Here is a 22210-nt window from a genome sequence, read left to right on the forward strand (position 1 = left end):
GCATATAGTTCCCTAGTTTTTAAATTCTTGTCCCGAGCTGGGGTTAATGTAAGTGGTCTATTTTGAGGCGAGAGAATTTTGTCGATAACCCCGCTACCGCGTCCTGCTATCGCCACGGTTTCCACATCCGTGTAAGCAATGCAAAAATTTTGCTATTTAGGGTTTTAAATAAGAAATTTTTAACGCGGTTAGCGTCAGATTTACTCCTTCAAATTGAGCAAGTATTAAGTCAAATTAGTATTATATGAATTGATTAGCCAATATCTTCTGGAATACAAGCTTACGCCTTTTTGCTATGATGAGCGCAATTTAATTCCAAATGAGCTTAATTCTATGTGGTTCAGTAACTTAATCTGCTATAAATTCAAACAAGATGTCAACTACACACAAGAGGACTTTGAAAAAGCGCTAGAGCAGGATATTTTCCGCCCATGTGGCAGCCAAGATATGACAACTTTTGGCTGGACAAAAGCTTTTGGTAAACATGGCCAGATGCTTTCGCATTTTTCACAAGACAGCATTTTAGTCTGTGCCAAGCGTGAAGAAAAAGTGCTACCAGCAGCTGTTGTCAATGAAATGGTTGCAGAAAAAATTGAGCAAATAGAACAGCAAGAAAATCGTCCAGTAAAGAAAAAAGAAAAAGACGACATCAAAGAAAATATTCTTGCTACGTTATTACCTCAAGCGTTCAAAAAATCTAGCTTACAGTTTGCTTTTATCGACCAAAAATCAGGTTGGGTGATTGTAAATAGCGCCAGCTTCAACAAAGCCGAAGAGCTACTTGCGCTGCTGCGTAAGTCTCTAGGCACACTCCCTGTTGTACCAGCGTTTGCGAACTATGATTTAGACTTACAGCTAACACACTGGCTAACCGAATTTACCGCGCCCGAAGGCTTTGCAATAGGCACCGATGCTGAGTTGCAAGAGCCTGACGACAACGGCGCTCAAGTCAAGTTAAAACAACATGACCTTTCATCAGATGAAATCAAAACGCATTTAGAAAACGGTAAACGTGTAACTAAACTCGCATTAGATTGGCGTGAACGTGTGAAATTCGTCTTACAAAACGACGGTACATTAAAACGTTTAAGCTATGCAGAGGCACTTAAAGACCAAAATGCGGATATTCCAAAAGAAGATCTAGCCGTTAAACTGGATGCTGACTTTATTTTGGTATCAGAAGAAATCAAAGAGTTGTTAGAAGACCTAACCAAAGGTCTTGGTGACGACGAAGGCCTAGAGTCTTAATTTTAGAGTCATCATCTAGAGCTTGTTGAGCTTTGGATACGAAAAATTGATAGCGGATATGGCTATCAATTTTTCTTTATCCAGTTCAATACTCTATCTTCACAAGGTTACTTTGCGCCAATAGCGAACGGACGGCACGCTCTCAAATGCAAGCGTTTAGTTACTGACTGGCCACCTTATTTGCACTAACCAACGCATTTGTAGCGCTTTATTTACTCTTCAATGGCATGATAGGAGCTCGGCTTTGGCAGTAACGCTTTGCTAACCTGAATTTCAGGCCTTGAAGACAATTTACATCAGTAGTCCGATACCCGAAGCAGTAATAAGTACAATTAAACGGAGTTTGACGCGCGTGAATGTAAAAAGCATTTCATTGGCTTTAATAGTAGTGATAATTTGGGGGCTTAACTTTTCGGTCATTAAATTTGGCCTAGCAGAGCTGCCTCCTATTTTATTCTCAGGCTTGCGTTTTTTGGTAGTCGCGATCCCTGCAGTATTCTTTATTCCTTTTCCTAAAACGTCGATATGGAACGTACTCAGTGTTGGGCTATTTTTAGGTGTGCTTAAGTTTAGCTTGCTGTTTATTGCGATGGAATCAAATGCGTCAGCTGGCATTGCTTCTTTGCTGCTTCAAGCCCAAGTTATTTTCACGATTTTGCTAAGTGTTTTGTTGTTAAAGGAAACCATGAATCGCTTTCAAGTGGTGGGGATCAGCATCGCAACGTTTGGGTTTAGTTTGTTTTTTATCAACTCGTCTGGGTCAACGACAATATTGGGCGCGGTGCTCATTCTGTTCGCGGCATTATTTTGGTCGTTTTCAAACCTCATCATGAAGCGCCTGCAAAACGTTAATTTACTCCATTTTATTGTTTGGGTAAGTCTAGTGCCGCCATTGCCACTTTTTACACTGTCTTATTTTATTGAAACAGACTCTCCATTGACCTTACTACTGAACACCACAACACAGTCTTGGTTATCCATTGCCTATGTGGGTTATATCTCAACACTGATTGCATTCGCAATATGGGGTTGGCTACTTAAAAATCACAAGGCTGCAGCAGTAACGCCTTTTGCCTTATTAATCCCTATTGTCGGCATTATAGGTTCAGCCTTATTACTTAATGAGCAGTTGATGCCAATGGAAGCTATTGGGGGTGGTTTTATTTTATGTGGCTTAACGGTTTCTGTTACAGGTGCTCGGATAAGCAAAATATTTAGCAAGCCCCGAGCCGATGTTTTGCCCTAAACGCCAAAGACCTCTACAGAGGCCTTTGTATTCACGAGAAGCATAAGGAGCTAAGCAAACATTGTTTTGACGTCTTCGAGCACACTTAAATAAGTGTCATCGGCAAACATACTCACTTCCTTAATTATTCCTTTTTCTTCATATTGTTTTAATGCTGCAGACTTATCAGACACCTGTAAAATACCCTCTACGATTGCACCCACACGAATAAAGTCGACATAACAGACATGTTCTGGTCGGTAATTTGGATTTGCCCAGCTTTCTGCGACTTCAACGAACTCGTCGGTAAATTCCCACTCACGCATTATCGCTCCCCCAATTTTGCCGCCTAATTTCTGGATGGCATGGGCCAAAAAGCTTGGGTTGGCAAACACTTCGGGGTGACGCTCGGCCTCTGTCAAAATAGGCAAAACACCGATATTAAACACCAAAGAAGCTAACGTGATTGTATCTCTGTTGAGCGAAGTGTGCTTATTGACGCGAAGATAAAAATCCATCGTTGTTATCGCTTGGCAAGCGACTTTTAACGTCTTCTGCCAAGCTTTGTCCATGTATGTTTTTATGAGCTTATTATTAGAGACAAATAGCTGCTCCATGGCCATCGCAGTTGCAATATTCTTGATTTGTCTTAGACCAATTCGCGTTACCGCTTGGTTTAAGGTATTTACCTTCACTGTACGCCCCATAAAAGCGCTGTTGGCAACTTTAATCATACGCGCTGCAAGGGCTGGGTCATGAGAAATAACGTCTGCCATCTGCATCAAGTTAATTTCAGGGTCATCTGCCGCTTGCCTTACACGCACTGCGATTTCAGGTAATGTCGGCAATACCAAGGTATCGTTATTGATCCTATCAGTTAGAATCGTGAGCAAAGCATTTTCTGTAGACATGAAACCAAATCCCTTAATAACTGAATAAAAGACCCGACTGCAAACGTAAGTTTATAATAAAAGTAGGCACTGCGCTTGCTGGTGGTCACACTGCTGATTTTTAGTATCTATGACGTAAGTATTGTCTAACTTTCGGATAAAGTTAAGAAAATCTAGGAAAATAATATTTTATTTATATACCCCCAATAATTAGCAAGTTAGAATTCAAGGTATACCGTACTTTGCGGCTAGCTTTAACATAAAAATATTGGAAAAAGCCCACATCTGGGCATAAATGGTAACCCTTCACATTAACTGCGACTTGAATACCACATATCAATTTAGGTTAACTAGGCACAGTAATACAAAATCGTGTAGGGTAATCTCAACATAATCAGGATCTGTTTATCTTTTAAGTTTGTTTTTGGAGTAGTTTGATTGGTATTTATACAAGGCAGAGTCTGCGTAGCATAGTTACTCTATGTCAGTCAGACGATAAAGACTTTGTGCTTCTATAAAGTCACCTTACCCCACATCCTTGTGGGGCAACACTGTTGAAATGCCAACAAAACGCTGCTCTAGGGGTTCACCTAAGTGCGACTTGCTCATTGTTGCTCAACTTTTGCCTAGCTCACTGGGCTGAAAGCCGAGCGTCGCGATCAAAACATACTCAGGAAAACAAAAGTCAAACAGCAAAGGTCAACAGACCCAAGAACACAGACAACAAGGGAGCATTATGAAACACTCTACGATTTCAGTTGCAATCGCGCTTGCAACAGGTCTCACCCTCACTGGCTGCTCTGAGCCATCAACTTCTTCTGAAGAACCTAGTGCACAAACTGAGCAAGCCCAAGCTGATAACAAACAATCAGGCTACAAGCTTGTGAATGCGTCTCAAGACCGACTAAATATTTATACCCCAGTAACGCTAGAAACAGACCTAGGTCACCTAAGTGATAACCAGAAAAAAATGCTGGCTTTACTTATCGACGCTTCCGTTATTATGGATAATTTATTTTGGCAGCAAGCATTTGGCGAAGACAAAACAACCTTCCTAGGCAAAATCTCAGATGAAAAAGTGCGCCAGTTCGCTGACATCAACTATGGACCTTGGGATCGTTTGAACGGCGACCAAGTTTTTCTTTCTGGTTTTGAAGATAAAGCACTTGGCGCGGAGTTTTACCCAAGCGACATCACTAAGGATGAGCTAAACAATGCTGAAGTAAAAGACAAAACAGGACTTTATTCTCTTATTCGACGCGATGAAAGTGGAAAGCTATACAGTATCCCCTATTCTTCAGCCTACAAAGCCGAGCTAGACCAAGCCGCAGCGCTATTACGCCAAGCAAGTAAACTGGCACAAGACAAAGAGTTTGCGCATTACTTAAACCTACGTGCAGATGCCTTGGTGAACAACAGCTATCAAGCATCTGATTTTGCGTGGATGGACATGAAAAATAATCCAATTGATGTGGTAATCGGCCCGATCGAAACCTATGAAGATCAACTATTTGGCTACCGCACCGCTTTTGAATCTTACGTTCTGGTTAAAGACTTGGCGTGGAGTGAACGCCTCGCTAAGTTTGCCGCTTTCTTACCTGAGCTTCAAACAGGCTTACCTGTTGAGGATAAATACAAGCAAGAAGTGCCAGGCTCTGATGCCGACCTAAACGCATATGACGTTATTTATTATGCCGGTCATTCAAACGCAGGTAGTAAAACCATTGCGATTAACCTGCCAAATGACGAGGAAGTACAACTACAAAAAGGTACCCGTCGCCTACAACTTAAAAACGCAATGCGTGCAAAATTCGACAAGATCTTAGTGCCAATCGCAGATCAACTTATCGTCCCTGAGCAACGTAAGCACATCACCTTTGATGCTTTCTTTGCTAATACCATGTTCCATGAGGTAGCTCATGGCCTAGGCATTAAAAATACCATTACGGGTAAAGGTACTGTTCGTCAGTCACTACAAGAACACGCCAGTGCGCTTGAAGAAGGTAAAGCCGATATCCTAGGCCTATACATGGTTGAGCAACTACTTAAAAAAGGCGAGATCACCGAAGGTACGCTTGAGGATTATTACATCACCTTTATGGCGGGGATCTTCCGCTCAGTACGCTTTGGTGCATCTAGTGCACACGGTAAGGCGAATATGATCCGATTTAACTTCTTTAAGCAAGAAGGCGCATTCTCTAAAAACACGGACGGCTTATATCAAGTGAATATGGAGAAGATGGGCGCAGCGATGGAGAAACTGTCTAACCTTATCCTAACGCTACAAGGTGACGGTGACTATCAAAAAGTCGATCAACTAATCGCAACGCACGGCGATATCAAAGCGGAACTACAAAAAGACCTAGATAAGCTCTCTGAAGCGAACATTCCTGTTGATGTTACCTTTAAGCAAGGTAAGCAGGTGCTAGGACTGTAATTACCGAGCACACCATGGTAGTGCTTACTACCATGGTGTAATTAATCCTAGATACAATAATCTTTGATTTCTCTTTGGTGTTTTTTGATGGCTTTTGTAGCTTTGTCAGATTTAGCAATCGCTAAATTTACTTTCGCATCATCGCATTTGTCTTGTAGCTCTTTGCGCATCAGATAATTTTGATCTTGCTGTTGCTGCACCACCCCTTCCACACCACTATATTCAGTTCTGGATTCTGGTTCACGATCTTTTTGATAAGGCTCTGGCACAGTCGCCTTACAGGCGGATAATAATGATACTGCCAAAATAACAACTAAACTTTTATTCATATCGCGTACTCCTTGATTTAAAACGGCAAAAGTCAATTTCAGTTATAACAGTTCCAGATATAAACACAAAACACGTAGCGCTTAAAAGTTTGTAAAGCGCTTGATGTGTTTACAGTCTTATGGCCTTTTTGAGGCTTTAAGCAAAACTCGCTTTTAGCTGCTCAACTTCCTCATCACTATAAGGTTTTGCTGGATAGAGTCCCCATACGGGTTTTGGCCATGCAATATCGGTTTTAAATCGTGCGATGTGATGCACATGTAGTTGCGGCACCATATTACCAAGTGCAGCCACATTTAATTTATCTGGGGTAAAAGTGTCTTGTAACAAACGACTCAGCTTGGCCGACTCTTGCCAAAACTGGATTTGCTGTGGCTCAGGTAAATCAATAATTTCTTTTGCTCCCGCTACTCTTGGTACTAAGATAAACCAAGGGTACTGAGCATCATTCATTAACAACACACTACACAACGGCCATTCTGCCATTAGAATACAGTCTCGCTGTAATTCTTTCGCTAATTCAAACATCATAATGCACTTCTTTAAATCCGATTTACTCGGCACTCTATCCGAATTTGTTGCTATTGCAAAGTAGCTTCATTACCATCCGCAAAGACTTTAAAAATACAACAAGGTGGCTACCGTGCATTCTCGCATTAAACACTACACAATAGCCCTTCCGTTAGCATTTGCATCTGTTGCCGCTAACGCAGAGCAGCTAACTCTTGAGCGACTTTTTGACGACCCATCCCTATCAGGTAAAGCGCCTGTAAAACTGCAATTTTCTCCTGACGGTTCTCGCGTTACTTACCTTCAAGGGAAAAAAGAAGACTATAACCGTTACGACCTTTGGGAATACAATCTAAAAGACAATACCAACCGTTTATTGGTAGACTCAGCAGCGCTATTTTCTGGCCCAGAGAACCTCTCAGATGAAGAAAAAGCACGACGTGAGCGTCAACGTATTTTTGGCCGTGGTATTTTAGAATACAAATGGTCAAAAGATGGCAAAGCGCTACTTTTCCCACTCAATGGCGACTTGTACTATTATGAAATCGCTTCAGGTAAGAGTAAAAAGCTAACGGAAACTGAAGCATTCGAAACCGATGCTCGCTTCTCACCAAAAGGAAATTTTGTTTCTTTTATTCGTGAGCAAAACCTTTATGCCATCGATCTTAAATCAGGCAAAGAAATTCAATTAACCAAAGATGGCGGTGGCGTAATTAAAAACGGCATGGCTGAGTTTGTTGCCCAAGAAGAGATGAGCCGCATGACGGGCTACTGGTGGTCGGGTGATGAGCAACAAATTGCTTTTACTCGCATTGATGAAAGTCCAGTTCAAGAAGCCATTCGTAACGAAATCTATGCCGAAGAAGTCAAGCTATTCAATCAACGATACCCATACACCGGGACTGCCAACGTTGAGATTGAATTAGGTGTTGTAAAAATCAATGACCAAAAGGTGGATTGGATTGATCTAGGCGAAGATAAAGACATTTACATCGCCCGTGCAAACTGGTTGAAAGACAACAAAACATTGTCATATCAGTGGCAAAATCGCTCGCAGCAAAAACTAGAACTGCGCTTTTACGATACCAAAAGCAAAAAACAGCAAGTTGCCCTAACCGAAACCAGTGATACCTGGATTAACCTGCATTTTGACCTTGAGTTCTTAAAAGACAAAAAACACTTTGTGTGGGCTTCTGAGCGCGATGGCTTTAAACACCTTTACCTATACAGAACCAATGGCCAACTTGTACGCCAAATCACTAAAGGCGACTGGATTGTTGAAAGCCTTCAAGGCGTTGACGAAAAAAAAGGGTATTGTATACTTCTCAGGTCGCAAAGACACGCCGCTTGAGAGCCACCTATACAGCGTGCCACTTTTCAAAGAAGGCGATGCAAAACGTATTACCGAAAAAGGTAGCTTCCATAAAGTAGTACTTGCAAAAGATAACCGTACTTTTATTGATAAAGCGTCTTCAGTCAATCGTCCACCAGCTGTTGCACTGCGCAAAGTAAACGGCGAATTTGTCACTTGGCTTGAAGAAAATGCTTTAGACAACCAGCACCCGCTTACACCGTACTTGAGTAATCTAGCCACGCCAGAGTACGGCACACTGAAAGCTGAAGATGGTCAAACCATGTATTACCGTTTATTTAAGCCAGCAAAGCTTGAAAGTGGTAAGAAATACCCGGTGATTGTAAACGTTTACGGTGGCCCTCACGCGCAGCGCGTGACCAACAGCTGGCGTAGTAAAAACTTGTACTTTCAATATCTAGCACAGCAGGGTTATGTGATTTTCCAGCTTGATAACCGCGGCTCCTACAACCGAGGTAAAAAGTTTGAAGACCCTATCTACAAACACTTAGGTGAAGTAGAGGTGGCCGACCAAATTAAAGGCGTTGAATTCTTACGTACACTGGACTACGTAGACCCTGAGCGTATCGGTATTTATGGCCACAGCTATGGTGGTTATATGGCGCTGATGACAATGTTTAAAGCAGGCGACTACTTTAAAGCTGGTGTTTCTGGTGCGCCAGTAACTGATTGGGCACTGTATGACACCCATTACACTGAGCGTTACCTAGGTCACCCAGATACAAATGCCAAGGGCTATGAGCAAAGCGCTGTCTTCCCTTATGCCGATGGCCTAAAAGGCCCGCTGATGATTTATCACGGTATGGCCGACGATAACGTACTGTTTACCCATGCAACTAAGTTATTTAAGCAGCTGCAGGACGAAGTTAAGCCATTTGAAATGATGACTTACCCGGGCTCTAAACACAGTTTACGAGGCAAAAAAGTACAAACCCACTTACACCAAACCATTACTGACTTCTTCAACCGTCACTTTGACGTTGACCCTAAGTAAACACTTAATCACGCCCAGCCTCGCTGGCTGGGCGTGATGACACTCTCAAAGTAATTTGTCTCTACTCCTTTAGTCTAATTGTTTATTCTTATGGACTAAGAAAAACTACAATTATTATGCAAGCGCGATTTACGCCAGTTAGCTTGCTTATTGCCTGTGCAACCAAAGCCTAGACAAGGAATGACTAGCCAACTTTTTAGGCTACTTTTATATTATTCTTTTATCTAGTTACAAGCCATTGGGATATCCAGGCTATGCAATTTAACTGTTTTGAAGTAAGTAACTTTTAACATAGCGAGCATCAGGTTTGCACTCTTGGAGTACTTGAGCTGTAAGCCCCACGCACGTTTTGTTACTTACGTATTCGCGCCTAGATTCTTTCGACAATAAGAACGACATAAGGATCACATTATGTCCAAGCAGTTTTTAAGACATCTCACCATTTTTCAGCGGCTCGCATTATTAATCATTGTGGTTATTATCGGTGTTATTTTGCAAAGTGTTGTCAGTTTAACCCAGCAGTATGAAGCGTTGGAAAAACAACAATATAACAAAACCCAAAGCCTCGTAGAAAACGCGTACAGCTTAGTTGCTTACTTTCATCAACAGTACGCTTCAGGTGCGATAACCGAAACGCAGGCTAAACTAAATGCACTGGATGCCGTTGCAGCATTGCGCTATGAGGGAGACAACTATTTTTGGATTAATGATTACCAACCCAAAATGGTGATGCACCCGTTTAAACCCGAGCTTAATGGCAAAGACTTAAGCCAATCTAAAGACCCTAATGGTAAGCGTCTTTTTGTTGAAATGGTGAATGTTGCAAAAGCCAGTGGTTCAGGATTTGTGCCTTATTTATGGCCAAAACCAGGCAAACAAGCTCCGGTAGAAAAAATCTCGTATGTTAAGGCATTTACACCATGGGGGTGGATCGTAGGCTCCGGCGTATACCTTGATACCATAGATGCAGAGTTTGCAAATATTCGCAATCTCCTGTTAATTGAGTTAGCGCTCCTCATCATTTTATTATTCCCTTTCAGCGCCATAATTAGCAAAAGTATTATTGACCCTATCCATCAAGCAAAGGACATGATGAAAGATATCGCTCAGGGAGAGGGAGATCTTACCCGAACATTAAATGAAAGTGGTAAGGATGAAATAACTGCTTTGGCAAAGTATTTTAACCTTTATACTGAAAAAATGCGCCACTCCATTGCCACAGTAGCGCACAATGCAAAAGAAGTAGAAACACTTGCCAACCAAGTAAAGTCAGCAGGTGAAGAAAACTTAGCGTTCATTGAGTCACAAAATGACAACAGCCGACAAGTTGCTACCGCTGCTGAGCAAATGACCATGCAAGTGCGAGAAATTAGCAACAATGCAGACACAGCTGAGCACTCAGCAACCGATGCCCGCAATTATAGTCAAAAAGGTAAGCATACAATTTCTCAAACCATTGCTGCCATTAAAAAACTATCAGAGCAGATCCAATCCGTTAGTGTAACAACCTCTAGTTTAGATCAAGAAAGTCAGCATATTGGCTCTGTATTAGATGTGATCCGAGGCATTGCTGAGCAAACCAATTTACTTGCATTAAATGCAGCCATAGAAGCCGCGCGAGCAGGCGAACAAGGGCGCGGATTTGCTGTTGTCGCTGATGAAGTGCGCACGCTGGCAAGCCGTACAGGGCAAAGCACGGATGAGATCCACAACATGATTGAACGTCTGCAAAAAGAAGCACAGCAAGCCGTCGCAGCAGTAAAAGTTAGTCAGCAGATCTCAGAGCAAACCGTAGAGCAAGTGCAATTAGCCGATACCGCCTTAACAGAAATTGAAAAACTAATTGATGATATTTCTGATATGAATACGCATATTGCCAAAGCCACTGATGAACAAAGCCTTGCCGCACAAGAAGTCAATGAGCGGATTGCTCAACTTTCAGACTCAACTCATCACTCTCTTGATACCACTCATTCGTTGAATAAAACCAGTGAGCAATTAACCCGTGCCAGTCATGAACTCAGTGACATCGTTGCACGCTTTAAAGTATAAGACCAAGCCGACAGAGCATCATCAGCATGCTCTGTCTCATACCGTCTATAGATGGTTGATACTGTTTATCTTGTCGATAAAAATAATCCGTGCGTCGGATAATTAACGCCTTTCTAACTACCTGGTTTAGTACTAACTGCGCGGAATTTTTTCCAATAGCCAGCTATTGGAAGAGAATTCGCTTTGTTATCACCAAAATACTCCAAAGAACAAAAGCTAGACCACAAAGGTTAACAGACCTTAGTTTGTAGTAAATGGTTTCATTATGGTTATACTTGTATTATCTATAATAACCATAAAGGCGTTCTTTTGGATCAACAGGATATTGAGATACTCACCGATACATTAGCAAATTTAAGACTTCAAGCAGACATTAATCTGGCACCTAAATTTCCCCATTTTGCTGGTAAACCTTATCCACTAGGGCGTTGCCTAGAGATCCGCGATGAAATGTTTACACTCATTACAGCTGAGCTTAAGTCAAACACTCAACGTTTAGCCATACTCAAAAATTATATGCGCACAAAACGTACTGAACTAAAAAAAGTGTGGGGGTCATTACGCGATGAGTATTTCCAAAATGCCATACTAGTTGGTGATTGGTATATTGACACTGCAAATGATACTGTAAATGCCAATAAGCCAAGGGTAGAAATTAAGCCAATTTCTCAGTCAGGTTTTACTGCCATCTCGCACTTTGGACAGTTTGTAAAAATTGCCAGGTCTTACTGGCAAGTTGATATATATAGAAACACTGCTTTTCCTGCTATTGCCCCATATTTACCGCTGATCTGTGTGAATGAACAAGGTGCTACATGGTTAGCAGCTGCCAATGATGACATGATAAAGGTCGCAACCGAGAGCAAGTTTTTGTTATCTGAAGATATTCTTAAGCAGCTACCAGAGCCCACTGAATCCATAGTCTCTCGCTGGCAAAACACCCTACTCACGCTGCATGAGCCCGACGAGTTGCTATTAAAAACGGGAAGTCCGCAAGCATACTGCAAAAAGTACAGAGATACCGAGAAAGCAGCGGATATTGTTTTTAGAGATAAGGTTGTTCGCGCTTATATGAGCTTACCAAAAGGGGCATAATTAGCCTTGCTCTATTCTAGTCAAACTGACGTTAACTAGGTTAAGCGCTTTGAGGGTCACCCTGAATGTCAGGGGGACTCTCATACGATAGGACTTTTAGAATGACACTGGATAAGTAGGGTTTTCGCTCGAAATCTCCCATGTATCCTCATTAGGCCTATCAACATTGCACTGGTTTTGTTGTACAAAACAACGATCCTGGCAGGCTTGGACTTGCATAGGATCAGAGTAGTCTTGATGACAACGCTGGGCGCACGAACGTGAGTCACTGTCGCAATCAACAGGGACATTACTCACTTTGGTTGTAAAATTGCCACTGCATCCACTAATAAAAACCGCAGTAAACACGGTTGCTAACATCATTTTTATTGTCATTGTTCAGCCCTCAAAAATACCGGCTCTTGTACTTTTTGCGTCGCTTCTTCGCTAAAATAGTACCCTGCATGATTAAACGCTTTTAAGCTGTCCAAGTCCGACACCTTATTTTCAATCATGTACCTAGCCATCATGCCTCGTGCTTTCTTCGCATAAAAACTAATGACTTTGTATTGACCATTTTTACAGTCTTTAAAGACAGGAGTAATAATCTCTCCATTAAAGGCTTTTTTATCAACTGCTTTAAAGTACTCATTAGAAGCTAAGTTCACCAAGTAGCGTGTTTGTGCTGATGCCAATACCTCATTTAACTGCTCAGCAATAACACTACCCCAAAATTCATAGAGATTTTTGCCACGAGAATTACTTAACTTTGTCCCCATTTCTAAGCGATAAGCTTGCATCAAGTCAAGTGGTTTTAAAATGCCGTATAACCCCGACAAAATACGTAAATGACTTTGCGCGTAATCTAAATCGGCTTCATTTAAGCTTTGTGCTTCTAAACCAACGTACACATCACCATTAAAGGCAAAGATAGCTTGCTTAGCATTACTCTCATTAAAAGGAGGTGACCACTCGGCAAACCTCGCTGCATTTAGTCCCGCTAGCTTATCACTGATTTTCATCAAGCTTGAGATCTGCTGCGGTGTCAGGTCACGACAAACATCGATTAATAATTCACTATGCGCTAGCAACTCTGGCTGCGTATATGTGTTAATTGGCGCTGGAGTTTCGTAGTCTAGGTTTTTCGCTGGAGAGATAACGGTGATCATAGTTTGCCTATTGACTTAGCTATTAATTAATGTCAATTTCAACACTATCCCTACGTAACTTCAAGTGTTTGTCCACTTTGTACGAGGGCTTAAGCTATTCGTGGCTTCGCTTTACAACTCGACCTTATATAACAATAACCTTAAATCATAAGAGTGATATGTCACCTAATACGGACATATGACCTATCCAGCTATTTAATGGTGTTGCAACATAAGGCGTCTAATATCACTTCGCTGTTATCAAAATTGGAATGAGGAACACATGACTTCAGCATTAGATAGGCTAAAACAACATTCATCAATCGTCGCTGACACCGGTGACATTGAAGCTATCCGCAAGCTACAGCCTGAGGATGCAACAACAAACCCTTCTCTTTTACTTAAAGCGGCTGAGACGCCTGCTTATCAGCCTTATCTAACAGAAGCTTGGGATTATGCCAAAGCCAATGAAAGTGATGCTGACAAGCAGCTAGAGCTTGCTTGTGACTATTTTGCTGTGGTGATTGGTAAAGAAATCGCCAACTCTGTGCCAGGCTATATCTCAACCGAAGTAGACGCACGTTTATCTTTTGATACCGAAGCGACTATCGCAAAAGCCAAAACACTACTAAGCCTGTATGAAGCACAAGGCGTGAGCAAAGACAAAATCTTGATCAAAATAGCGTCAACTTGGGAAGGCATCAAAGCTGCTGAAGCCCTTGAAAAAGAAGGGATTAAGTGCAACTTAACACTATTATTTAGTGAAGCACAAGCGCGTGCATGTGCCGATGCTAATGTGTTCTTAATCTCACCATTTGTCGGTCGTATTTTGGATTGGCACGTCGCCAATGGCCTAGAAAAGCCAACAGACCCACTACAAGATCCTGGCGTACAATCTGTTCGTAGTATTTTTGAGTTTTATAAGCAACATGGTTATAAAACCGTAGTTATGGGCGCAAGCTTCAGAAATACTGGAGAAATCTTAGCCCTAACGGGTTGTGATAAGTTAACGATTAGCCCAGCTTTACTAGAAGAGCTTGCTGCAATGCCGGCAAACGACGAGTACTTGCTTGCAGCTGACTTTGAGCCACAGGAAAAACCAGCCGCACTGACAGAAAATGAATTCCGCTGGTTGCATAATCAAGATGCAATGGCGACTGAAAAGCTCGCTGAAGGCATTCGCTCATTTGCAGATGCGCAAGAAACCCTTGTAGCTCGCTTTAAGGCTCTATAACGCATTTAGCAAACTAAATTCAGCATCAAAACGTCGCATTATGCGGCGTTTTTTATAACTTTAAATCCTCCTTCACACTCTGCGTTAAGAGCCTCCTCTACGCCTTCTTTGACTTTCATCAAACTGTCACTTGCTTTTAACCCAAAAGACACAATTGTGTTTTATTTTTGTTCCGACTGTGGTATATCAATATCACTTGAAGTGAAAATTGATACCGCTACATTCCGGTTTTGGTATAAAAAGCGAGCAACATGGGGTTGCTTGTAGCGTACTTTAACTATCAGACTTTTAACGGTTCCTCCCCTGAGGCTTACCATATAGTGTGAAAAATCAACGGTGTCATTGCAGTTGTCGTGCTCATCGAAGCCAAAACAAGTGCCACTTTAGGTTGTTTTTATCAATAGGAGATTTTCATGGATACCCTAGACGAGTTATTAGAACTATTAGAAAGTCCAGAGGCTAAGAAAAAAACTTCATCTAAGGGCAAAAAACGAAAATGGCGCGAGATTGAAGCGCTTAAAGATAAACAGCGACTACGCAAAGAACTACAGGAACTAGATATTTTCGCAGACAGTGTTGATTTAGACGAATTTGATTTAAGCTAAAAAGAGCGCCTTTCACGGCGCTCTTTTTGGTTTTTATTATTATAGTTCAGCCAGTCGCCAATCGATTGGCTGCTTCCCCATTTGTGTCAGCAGTTGATTTGTTTTACTGAAGTGGCCACAGCCAAAAAAACCACGATGTGCAGAGAGCGGTGAGGGATGAGGTGCGTGTAAAACATGGTGACGATTTTTGTCTATGTTTTTACCTTTTTTTTTGTGCATGTGAGCCCCAAAGTAAAAAAATGATCCCTTCACTGTTGGCATTGAGTTTCTCGATAACTACATCGGTAAAGCGCTCCCACCCGAGGCTTTTGTGCGAGTGAGCTTGTCCTTGCTCTACTGTCAAAACCGTATTTAACAGCAGTACCCCCTGTTTCGCCCAGTCAATTAGATAACCATGATTGGGGACGGTAAAACCCTCAATATCTTGCAGCAACTCTTTATACATATTATTTAATGACGGTGGTGGCTTGATACCCGGCAGTACAGAAAAACATAAACCGTGAGCTTGGTTGGGACCATGGTAAGGATCTTGCCCAAGAATTACCACTTTAACTTGGTCAAGTGGAGTGACTTTAAACGCCTCAAATACTTGCTCTTGTGGCGGAAATACGTTGACACCTTGTGCCCGACGCTCTGCCACGTACTCCATGGTTTGTTTAAAGTACTCTTGTTGTTTTTCTTGACCTAGTACGTCACTCCACGTTGTCATGTTCTACCTTCATCGTTTTATAATGCGCTCGAGAGACGTTAAGTTTACCACATAAATCCGATATTCCCTCGAGCATACGATAGCTATAACGATGGAGCAGATCAGCATCAACAGATATGTATTGCTTGTGCTTTACCGCAGGGACAGAAGGCCATTGCTGCCATTTAATCGACTCTCTGTCTTGTTCACTCTTTTCTTCAGGGATCACAATCACTTGTGGTGATTTCAACAAAACGTTCTCAATGCTAATTTGCGGATAGTCTGTGGTGGCATCGGCAAAAACATTTTTCACATTACACACGTTAAAGACTTGCTGTAACCAACTTTTTCCTCCCACGGTCATCAGCGGTGATGGCCACAATTGATAAAATACAGCTAAGCTAGCGCTTTGTTCATACTGAGCTTTTAGTTCATCTAAACGCTTAGTAAACAAATCAGCTTGTTGTTGTGCTTGAGATCCAAGCCCAGTAATTTTACCAAAGCGTAGCAACTCATCGGGTAATTTATCTAAATATTTTGCTTCGCTATAGATCACATCAACGCCAAAACTCTCGAGCTTTTCAAGCATGGGAACGTGACTTGCGTTTTTCCATGCAATGATAAGATCAGGCTTAAGTGCCAAAATTTTTTCAACCGAAATGCCCTGATAATCGCCTATCTGAGGCAGTTGCTTGGCTGCTTCTGGATAATCCGCATAGGCGACCGTGCCAACAATCCGCTCCCCAGCGCCTATTGCATAAAGATTTTCGACAATATGAGGGGCAAGGGCGATGATCCGCTCTGCAGGCTTAGCGCTAACACTAAAGGCAAAAGCTAAAACAATAGAAAAAGTGAGCTTTAGCATCAGTAGTCAAACCCCTTTTGCGCTTTAATACCTGCGTCAAAGGCATGCTTCACGTTGCGCACTTCACTCACAGTATCTGCAAGCTCGGTCAGACGTCGATGTGCTCCGCGTCCAGTTACAATCACTGACTGCATAGTTGGGCGATTTTCTAGCACCGTTATGACTTCATCCAAATCTAGATAGTTATAGCTCAACATATAGGTAATTTCATCGAGCAATACCAAGTCGATGCTTTCATCTTGTAGCCATACTTTTGCTTGCTGCCATGTCGCCTGCGCGGCAGCAGTATCGGTTTCACGGTTTTGCGTTTCCCATGTGAAGCCCGTTTTCATGACCGCAAATGGCACACCGACTTTTTCGAGCAAGCTGCGCTCTCCACACTCCCAAGTTCCTTTGATAAACTGCACAACCGCAGCATTCATACCATGACCGACACAACGCGCAACGGTGCCAAAACCAGATGTTGACTTACCTTTACCGTTACCTGTGATCACTTGCAAAATGCCCTGCTCTTGCTGGGCAGCAGCGATTTTTTCATCGACTTGTTGTTTTACTTTTTGCTGTCGTTGCTGATGCTTATCTTGTTGTCCGCTCATGTTATTCCTCAATTATTTTCATCAATTTTTGCCAATCTAAATGTGCTTCACAGCTGTCGGCAAGACGCGTAATTTGCAGTTCTCTGTGCTTCGCTAAATCAATCGCGGCAGTGCCTGCTTGCTTACTACCTGCCCAAGACAAGATAGCCTGTGTCGCGGCGACCGTATCAAATAAACCATGTAAATAGGTGCCTGCAATTTGATTATCTCGAGAGATAAAACCATCTCGCACACTGTTATTTGGATGTGTGTTAAATAGTAGGAATGGCATCTCTAGTGCCGCTCCAGAAGAAATCCCAGCATGGATCTCGTAACCACACATTTCAGCACTTTGCTCATCTAATTGGCAAATGCCAGACACTTGCGTCAGTACTTTTTGCTCTGAGAGTGTAGTCTCAAAGTCAGCCAGACCAAGCCCAGCGACTTCACCAAGTGTAGATTCCACCGCATTTGGATCTCTAATGAACTTACCTAACATTTGCAAACCGCCGCACACACCTAGTACCTTACCACCGTACCTCAGGTGCCGTTTGATTTCTTCCGCCCAACCTTGTTTGCGTAAGAAAGCTAAATCACTCAACACATTTTTACTACCAGGCAGTATGATTAAATCACAAGGGCCGATAGATTCTTGATAGCGCACATAACGCAAATCCACTTCAGGGTTTAAGCGCAAGGTGTCAAAGTCGGTGTGATTGCTAATATGAGGAAATAGTAAAACCCTAACGCTTAACGATCCCCGTTCACAGATATTGTCTACCGTCACCGCATCTTCTGCATCGAGCGCTAAGCCATGCAAATAGGGCAATACCCCAAGTACAGGCTTACCCGTTTTTTGCTCAAGCCAGTCAAGTCCTGATTGCAATAACGCAATATCACCACGGAAGCGATTGATCACAAACCCTTTAACCAAGCTTTGTTCATAGTCACTTAATAGCGCAAGTGTGCCAACCAAATGTGCGAATACCCCGCCTTTGTCGATATCAGCGATAATGATCACGGGGCACGCCACCTCACAGGCAAACCCCATATTGGCAATGTCATTTTCACGCAGATTGATCTCAGCAGGGCTCCCCGCCCCTTCCACTATGCACAGCTCAAATTGGTCGCTGAGGCGCTGATGTGAGGAAAGTACAGCCTTCATCGCTACCTTTTTGTAATCATGATAAGCAGCTGCTTCCATATTACTAATGGCTTTCCCGTGAATAATAACTTGTGCACCAGTGTCTGAATTTGGCTTAAGTAAAATAGGATTAAAGTCTGTGGATAGTGGGACTTTTGCAGCCTCAGCTTGGAGTGCTTGTGCCCGACCAATTTCACCGCCGCAAGGTGTGACAGCACTATTTAGTGCCATATTTTGCGGCTTAAAAGGCGCAACCAATAATCCCTTTCGCTGTAGCACACGGCAAAGTCCTGCAACCAGTGTACTTTTACCCGCATCCGACGTAGTGCCCTGCACCATTAAGGTCTTCATGCTCCTTCACCTCTTAAGCATTGTGATACGCCTGCAATAATAAACAGAGCTGGGAGTGTTATCGCTAAGTGCGTCAACTGTAACTGGGTTTGCCTTGGTGACAGGATCTGCACTAGCTGCACAGTCAAGGATTTAAATTTACCAAAGGCGCCTAACGGTTTGGCTTTTAAGTCAATAAGCTGTTGAATATGCACATTTATAAGAGTGGCTAACGGTTTAACCACGACTTCCTCCTATTCCAGCAGAGCGGCGATTTTTGACAATAAGCAATACTAAAAAGAACACGCTGCCAATGGCTGCGGTGATCACTCCAACGGGAAGTTCCTGATTGTCAATAAGTGTGCGTGACAACACGTCCACCCAGAGCATTAAAAGTGCGCCACAAAGCGCGGTGGCAACCACTCCACTGACCTTTGCCTGCGAGATAAAAAAGCGCACGATGTGTGGGATCATTAAACCAACAAATCCGACTCCGCCACACGCAGCGACAAGTACTGCGGTGAGCAAAGAACTTAACAACAACATACCTATTCGTACTCGTCCTACGTTCACACCAAGCGTAGTGGCACTCTCATCTCCGAGTAACAGCGCATTGAGCGGGCGGCGCATGATTAAAAGCGTAATAAAACTCAGTATTACCACCAAGCACACAAACCAGAGCCATTGCCAGCTAGCCCTTGCAAACGAGCCAAGATTCCAAAATAAGATTGCACTAATCGCTTGTGGGTCACTCCAATAAAGCAGCAAACTGGTAAATGCACTGAATAGAAAAGAAAGTGCAACGCCGGCTAACAACATGGTTTCCACTTGCTGCAGTGCATTACGCTTTGCCACGAATAACAGCAACAAAATTGATAGCACGCTTCCAATAAATGCAGCCCCAGACATTGCGAAGCCAGACTGCGCACCGAACAACGTGATAAGTACCACTACACCAAACGATGCACCTGAAGAAATCCCAAATAAATAAGGATCGGCAAGTGGATTGCGCGTTACGGTTTGCAATATAAGCCCAGCGATTGCCAATCCCGCTCCCGCACTCATTGCCAAAAGCGTTCTTGGCAAGCGAAGTTCAACCACTACACGCTGTTGAATTACATTGGGATCAAAATTAATAATCGCTTGAATAACAAGATGCCAAGATAAATCAATTGCACCTATCTTTAGTGCCATCAGCATACTGAAGCAACACAAACTCAACAGTAACAGTGAGCTCAACCAGACTCGCTTTGCTGCTATCATAGCTGATACCCATAATGAAAGCGTATATGCGGGATCTCACTATTATTTGGCGGGTGGCGGACAGTAGAAACCTCCGCACACACTCCAAAAACTTGGCTTAATAGCGCTTCATTAATGACTTCAAGTGGCGCACCATCTGCAACAAGCTCGCCATTGCTCAATATTAATAACCGATCACACAAGGCGCTGGCTAAATTTAAATCATGAAAAGACGCGATGATAGTTACACCAAGCTGTTTAGCTAGCTCCATAATTTGAATTTGATATTTAATATCCAAATGGCTAGTAGGTTCATCCATTATCAATACTTGCGGCGCCTGAACCATAGCACGAGCGATCATCGCCCTTTGCTTCTCCCCACCTGATAACGAACTGTAACATTGCTCACACTTGTGACTTAATCCAACCTGCTCTATGGCCCGGAATATAGCTTGTTTTTCAGCAGCAGTGATGGTTGCTAGCAATGATTTGTTAGGGGTTAATCCCATCAACACCATATCAAATAGTGGTAGATTAAACTCAACGGGAATATCTTGTAGCACCACCGCGACATTTCTTGCGTAGGCCTTGCGCCCATAGCCGTTAAGAGGATTGCCATTGAAGAGTAACTGCCCTGAGCTTGGCGATATGTATTGATATAATGTGCGCAGCAAAGTCGACTTTCCAGCTCCATTCGGCCCGAGCAAACCAATAAATTCGCCTGGATTAATCGTGAAGCTAAGCGCTTTCAAGATAGCTTTGCCACCAAGCTGTACGCTAAGTTTATCAACTTGAAACTGCGGTGTGACTGCCATAGCACCTCTGATTGGGCATGGCAAAGCAGTCGCTTGTAGCATAGGCGACTGCTTTGACTTAAGTCTGCCCGCTTAAGTAAACAACCTGAACTTTGGATAATCTTGCTCTTATCCAACCCTCAGATTAAATAAATAGACCTTGGTATCTGACTCATGCAAGAGATACACTCCAGCATTTACAGTTGCGGGGACAGTTGAGGACTCACACCTCATTCCCAATATCTGCCTATTACGAAATGTGCATTATTATGAAGTCTAGACGTCTAAAATACAACTTTTGCCCGAGCGCTTTAATTGATGTTGTAAAATACATCGACTTTAATGACACCTACATAAGGAACACCTATCCTCGACTGATACTTATTACCTTAATTAAGTGGTCTATGTTGAGGCGAGAAAATATTATCGATAACACCGCTCCCGCGTGGTGCTCACGCCGACGTATCAGCACCCTTTAGGCAAGGCGAATTTACGCTCCTATAGCTGGCTATTGGAAATGAATGCAACGCAGTTAGCGTCAGATTTACTCCTTCAAATTGAGCAAGTATTAAGGCTAATTGGTATTAATATGAATCTGTTGCCCAAAATGCAAAAACGCAAGCTAGGCCTGCGTTTTTAGTGAATATCATTCTGTGGCTCAAAGGATCTGGTTTTCTTTCCACATTTCTTCTTTTGCCAACCGCTTTTTGCGTTTATCACATGGATCGTCGCAATCACAAATTTTGTCAATGCCCATTGAACCTAAACCACCACAGCTACTAGCCATTGATTTTTTTTGTACGATAACGCCTACTGCCATCGCAACAGCGATAAGCATGAGTAAACCGAAAGTAAGGAGGAATAAAGACATTATCTAGCCCCTTTTTATTGCTACATGATATGAGTGACGACGCACAAATTATACGCTTTCACGACGCCACTAACAATTAAATTATGGATATTAGGGCAAGTTTATAGCTATCGCTTTTACATCAAAGCAGGTATTCAGGCACTAAAAAGCCGCTTGCGCGGCTTTTACTTTTATCAATTATTGATCTATCCAAATCAAATTGCCTTCAGGGCCAACTGCACACACTTTCATGGTCGAGTCTTGTTCCATAACCGCACCTTTCGAATATTCTAAGTCAGCATAATAGCAGTATTGTTTACTATCATAAGTTTTTACCACATCTTTTTTGCTGCTGTCTGGATCAACATGTGTACCTTCATTTGCCAACGCGAAACTTGGCATGGCAATCAATATAGCCCCCAGTAATACTATTTTCATCACTGCAATGTACCTCCTTGATACAGTGTAAAGCTTTAAAGGGTGTTCGATAATTATACTACACCCTTTTTATCGATTTAACACCTGAAGTTAACCCTTTCATATAAAGCAGTAAATCATCCCAGAATAATTATTATACCAATTTCATTAAGTGGTCTATTTTGAGGC

20 protein-coding genes, 2 pseudogenes and 1 riboswitch are annotated in these 22210 nt (G+C 42.5%); of the genes and pseudogenes, 8 read left to right on the forward strand and 14 right to left on the reverse strand.

Annotated features, from left to right (window positions below; all coding sequences use genetic code 11):
• Positions 1 to 333 precede the first annotated feature (333 nt).
• Both rdgC and D9603_RS14735 read left to right on the forward strand, forming a co-directional pair.
• Positions 334 to 1248, forward strand: coding sequence for a recombination-associated protein RdgC (gene rdgC / locus D9603_RS14730; protein WP_125250907.1), 915 nt, complete (start codon positions 334 to 336; stop codon positions 1246 to 1248).
• Positions 1249 to 1621: 373 nt separating this feature from the next.
• Positions 1622 to 2494, forward strand: coding sequence for an EamA family transporter (locus tag D9603_RS14735; protein ID WP_241651673.1), 873 nt, complete (start codon positions 1622 to 1624; stop codon positions 2492 to 2494).
• Between the two features lie 50 nt (positions 2495 to 2544).
• Here the strand turns inward: D9603_RS14735 and D9603_RS14740 are convergent, their stop codons facing one another.
• Positions 2545 to 3384, reverse strand: a complete 840-nt coding sequence (locus D9603_RS14740) for an HDOD domain-containing protein (protein WP_128731888.1) — start codon at positions 3382 to 3384, stop codon at positions 2545 to 2547.
• Positions 3385 to 4099: 715 nt separating this feature from the next.
• On the opposite strand from D9603_RS14740, the gene D9603_RS14745 reads away from it, so the two are divergent.
• A complete protein-coding gene (locus D9603_RS14745) occupies positions 4100 to 5800 on the forward strand; it encodes a Zn-dependent hydrolase (protein WP_128731900.1) in 1701 nt (566 codons plus the stop codon).
• Positions 5801 to 5847: 47 nt separating this feature from the next.
• Here D9603_RS14745 and D9603_RS14750 read toward each other — a convergent pair whose 3' ends face one another.
• Positions 5848 to 6129 (reverse strand): hypothetical protein, encoded by a 282-nt coding sequence (locus D9603_RS14750; RefSeq protein WP_128731889.1) that lies wholly within the window; start codon positions 6127 to 6129, stop codon positions 5848 to 5850.
• A 136-nt stretch (positions 6130 to 6265) separates the two neighbouring features.
• A complete protein-coding gene (locus D9603_RS14755) occupies positions 6266 to 6658 on the reverse strand; it encodes an HIT domain-containing protein (protein WP_128731890.1) in 393 nt (130 codons plus the stop codon).
• 112 nt (positions 6659 to 6770) lie between these two features.
• On the opposite strand from D9603_RS14755, the pseudogene D9603_RS14760 reads away from it, so the two are divergent.
• From D9603_RS14760 to D9603_RS14770, 3 genes and pseudogenes are all read left to right on the forward strand, one after another.
• Positions 6771 to 9003: pseudogene (locus D9603_RS14760) on the forward strand (S9 family peptidase).
• Between the two features lie 411 nt (positions 9004 to 9414).
• Positions 9415 to 11055: a methyl-accepting chemotaxis protein gene (locus D9603_RS14765; protein WP_128731891.1), complete on the forward strand. Its 1641-nt coding sequence runs from the start codon at positions 9415 to 9417 to the stop codon at positions 11053 to 11055.
• 309 nt (positions 11056 to 11364) lie between these two features.
• Complete coding sequence (locus D9603_RS14770) at positions 11365 to 12150, forward strand: hypothetical protein (protein WP_128731892.1); 786 nt, start codon at positions 11365 to 11367, stop codon at positions 12148 to 12150.
• A gap of 96 nt (positions 12151 to 12246) precedes the next feature.
• On the opposite strand, the gene D9603_RS14775 is transcribed toward D9603_RS14770, so the two are convergent.
• Both D9603_RS14775 and yaaA read right to left on the reverse strand, forming a co-directional pair.
• Complete coding sequence (locus D9603_RS14775) at positions 12247 to 12525, reverse strand: hypothetical protein (protein WP_125250915.1); 279 nt, start codon at positions 12523 to 12525, stop codon at positions 12247 to 12249.
• Positions 12522 to 13298 (reverse strand): peroxide stress protein YaaA, encoded by a 777-nt coding sequence (gene yaaA, locus D9603_RS14780; protein ID WP_125250916.1) that lies wholly within the window; start codon positions 13296 to 13298, stop codon positions 12522 to 12524. The genes D9603_RS14775 and yaaA overlap by 4 nt, the downstream gene beginning before the upstream one ends.
• Positions 13299 to 13560: 262 nt before the next feature.
• Here yaaA and tal point away from each other — a divergent pair, with 262 nt between their 5' ends.
• Positions 13561 to 14511 carry a transaldolase gene (gene tal, locus D9603_RS14785; RefSeq protein ID WP_125250917.1) on the forward strand — a complete coding sequence of 317 codons (951 nt, stop codon included), beginning with the start codon at positions 13561 to 13563 and terminating at the stop codon, positions 14509 to 14511.
• A gap of 413 nt (positions 14512 to 14924) precedes the next feature.
• Positions 14925 to 15116 (forward strand): DUF3545 family protein, encoded by a 192-nt coding sequence (locus D9603_RS14790; RefSeq protein ID WP_125250918.1) that lies wholly within the window; start codon positions 14925 to 14927, stop codon positions 15114 to 15116.
• A 39-nt stretch (positions 15117 to 15155) separates the two neighbouring features.
• On the opposite strand, the pseudogene ung reads toward D9603_RS14790, so the two are convergent.
• The 9 genes and pseudogenes from ung to D9603_RS14840 form a co-directional block, all read right to left on the reverse strand.
• A pseudogene (ung, locus tag D9603_RS14795) lies at positions 15156 to 15825 on the reverse strand (uracil-DNA glycosylase).
• Positions 15809 to 16669 carry a cobalamin-binding protein gene (locus D9603_RS14800; RefSeq protein WP_128731893.1) on the reverse strand — a complete coding sequence of 287 codons (861 nt, stop codon included), beginning with the start codon at positions 16667 to 16669 and terminating at the stop codon, positions 15809 to 15811. The pseudogene ung and the gene D9603_RS14800 overlap by 17 nt, the downstream one beginning before the upstream one ends.
• Entirely contained in the window at positions 16669 to 17265 is a 597-nt protein-coding gene (gene cobO, locus D9603_RS14805; RefSeq protein ID WP_128731894.1) for a cob(I)yrinic acid a,c-diamide adenosyltransferase, read from the reverse strand. The genes D9603_RS14800 and cobO overlap by 1 nt, the downstream gene beginning before the upstream one ends.
• Position 17266: 1 nt before the next feature.
• Complete coding sequence (locus D9603_RS14810) at positions 17267 to 18739, reverse strand: cobyric acid synthase (protein WP_128731895.1); 1473 nt, start codon at positions 18737 to 18739, stop codon at positions 17267 to 17269.
• Positions 18736 to 18963: a hypothetical protein gene (locus D9603_RS14815; protein WP_128731896.1), complete on the reverse strand. Its 228-nt coding sequence runs from the start codon at positions 18961 to 18963 to the stop codon at positions 18736 to 18738. The genes D9603_RS14810 and D9603_RS14815 overlap by 4 nt, the downstream gene beginning before the upstream one ends.
• Positions 18956 to 19981, reverse strand: a complete 1026-nt coding sequence (locus D9603_RS14820; protein ID WP_128731897.1) for an iron ABC transporter permease — start codon at positions 19979 to 19981, stop codon at positions 18956 to 18958. Before D9603_RS14820 ends, D9603_RS14815 begins: the two co-directional genes overlap by 8 nt.
• On the reverse strand, positions 19978 to 20775 hold the full coding sequence (locus tag D9603_RS14825) for an ABC transporter ATP-binding protein (RefSeq protein WP_128731901.1): 798 nt from the start codon (positions 20773 to 20775) through the stop codon (positions 19978 to 19980). The genes D9603_RS14820 and D9603_RS14825 overlap by 4 nt, the downstream gene beginning before the upstream one ends.
• A 119-nt stretch (positions 20776 to 20894) precedes the next feature.
• A riboswitch (cobalamin riboswitch) is annotated at positions 20895 to 21047 on the reverse strand.
• Between the two features lie 365 nt (positions 21048 to 21412).
• Positions 21413 to 21625 carry a (Na+)-NQR maturation NqrM gene (nqrM, locus tag D9603_RS14835; RefSeq protein WP_010372193.1) on the reverse strand — a complete coding sequence of 71 codons (213 nt, stop codon included), beginning with the start codon at positions 21623 to 21625 and terminating at the stop codon, positions 21413 to 21415.
• Between the two features lie 177 nt (positions 21626 to 21802).
• Positions 21803 to 22042, reverse strand: a complete 240-nt coding sequence (locus D9603_RS14840) for a DUF1496 domain-containing protein (protein ID WP_241651674.1) — start codon at positions 22040 to 22042, stop codon at positions 21803 to 21805.
• Positions 22043 to 22210: the final 168 nt, after the last annotated feature.

This window comes from Pseudoalteromonas sp. PS5 (assembly GCF_004103255.1).
In the GTDB taxonomy this organism is placed as follows: Bacteria; Pseudomonadota; Gammaproteobacteria; order Enterobacterales; family Alteromonadaceae; genus Pseudoalteromonas; species Pseudoalteromonas peptidolytica.